The organism is Actinosynnema sp. NPDC059797 (assembly GCF_042732085.1).
Classification (GTDB): Bacteria; Actinomycetota; Actinomycetes; order Mycobacteriales; family Pseudonocardiaceae; genus Actinosynnema.
In genome coordinates this window covers 1-1,664 of sequence record NZ_JBHWIE010000703.1, presented here as the reverse complement: position 1 = coordinate 1,664, position 1,664 = coordinate 1, and the positions used below count along the sequence as shown (strand labels likewise).

General features: G+C 76.4%; 2 protein-coding genes. One reads left to right on the top strand and one right to left on the bottom strand.

Annotated elements, in window-relative coordinates:
• Window positions 1–712, top strand: a 712-nt coding sequence (locus ACFV4N_RS43490; RefSeq protein WP_499678554.1) for a CoA transferase, incomplete at its 5' end; no start/stop codon positions are given.
• A 43-nt stretch (window positions 713–755) separates the two neighbouring features.
• Here ACFV4N_RS43490 and ACFV4N_RS43485 read toward each other — a convergent pair.
• Window positions 756–1,589: a DUF4082 domain-containing protein gene (locus tag ACFV4N_RS43485; protein ID WP_499678553.1), complete on the bottom strand. Its 834-nt coding sequence runs from the start codon at window positions 1,587–1,589 to the stop codon at window positions 756–758.
• Between the last annotated feature and the right edge of the window lie 75 nt (window positions 1,590–1,664).

Here is a 1,664-nt window from a genome sequence, read left to right as displayed (position 1 = left end):
GCTGGAGTCGTGCCACCGGGTGCGGGGCCCGCTGGTGGGGCGCCTGCTGCGGCAGCTCGGCGCGGTCGTGGTGCGCGCCGAACCGCCGGGCGGCGACCCGGCCCGCCGCGTGCCGCCCCTGGTCGACAGCCGGACCGGTCGGGTGTCGGCCCGGTTCCACGCGCTCAACCGGGCCAAGCGGGTGGTCGAGGTGGACCTGACCACCGTGGCCGGGCGGCACGAGCTGCTGGACCTGGCCGTCGACGCCGACGTGTTCCTGCACGACTGGGGTCCCGGCGAGGCGGAGCGGTGGGCGCTGCGGGCCCGTGACGTGGCCAGGGCCCGGCCGGGCGTCGTCTACGCGCACACCTCCGGGTGGGGCGACGAGCTGGGCGACCGGCCGCCGCTGGGCGCGGACTTCGTGGTGCAGGCGCACGCCGGCGTGCCGCCGTCGCTGATGACCGTCCTCGACGTGTTCGGCGCCGTGGTGTGCGCGCGGGGCGTGGTGGACGCGCTGGCGCGGCGCGTCCGGACCGGCACGGGCCAGGAGGTGCGCTCCTCGCTGCTGTCCGCGGCGTCGCGGCTCAACGCGCGCGCCACCCGGCGCTGCACCGCGCCGCTGACCGCGCCGGTGTGCACCGACCTCGCCGAGCTGGCCGCGGACCCCCGGTTCGCGCGGGTGCTGGTGCGGGACGGGTGCGTGCTGCCGACCTCGCCGTGGGAGTTCTCGTGACCCTCGAACCCGCACCCGGCGAGGCCGGCCCGCGCGGCGTCGGTCAGAGGTGGAACACGGGGTGGACCGCGTAGCCGCTCGCGTTCCACGAGTCGGTCGGGAAACCGCCGCCGTAGCGGTAGACGCCCGCGTCGCGGGGGAGGGTGAACGGCGACTGGACCAGCGCGCCGACGAAGAGGTCTTCGGTGACGACGTACCCGCCCTCGGGCGTGTAGTACGAGACGACGTACTCGACGCCCGCCTCCACGGGCACCGGCGTGGTGAAGGTGACGTGCTGGAGGTAGCCCGTCGCGGCGGGCGCGTCCTGGCGGTGCAGCAGCGCGCCGCCCGGACCCCACACGCTGACCGCCACCGGCCCCCGGTAGGCGCCGCGCTCCAGGCTCGCGCCCGCGAGCGAGCCGGGCCGGTCGACCCGCAGCCGCAGGCCCAGCTCCACCGCCTGCCGGTCGGCGTCGTGCACCGGCAGGTCGATCGGGTTGACCTGGCACGGGCAGTGGACCACCGGCAGGCCCGGCGAGCCGACGCGCACCGTGGTCGGCGGGGTCGGCGAGCCGACGTGGCCGTTCCAGCTGCCGCGCACCGAGAAGGTGACGTCACCGGCCCCGGTCGGCGTGTAGACGTAGCGCCACCAGGACAGGCCGTCGGTCGGCGCCCACGTCGCGCCGCCGTCGAAGGTGATCTCCACGAGGTCGGGGGAGGTGCCCTCGCCGACCACCGAGGTCCCGGTGATCAGCAGCGGCTCGCCCACCTCCGCTCGGGCTCCCGCCGTGGGCGCGTGGACGTAGGACGACGCGTACGCCGATGCCACCGGCGTCACCGAGACGGCTGAAGCCACCACCCCGACGACCACCGCGGCCAAGCCCCGCAACCGGATCATGCACCCTCCCCAGTGACCGGGGCGGTCGACCCCGCCCCCGACTGGAGATCGTCCGGACTCCCCTCGGCGCTACGC

Bases quoted from the DNA above. Each gene is read 5' to 3' on its own strand.
- ACFV4N_RS43485 (WP_499678553.1), bottom strand. From the start codon at position 1,589: ATGATCCGGTTGCGGGGCTTGGCCGCGGTGGTCGTCGGGGTGGTGGCT.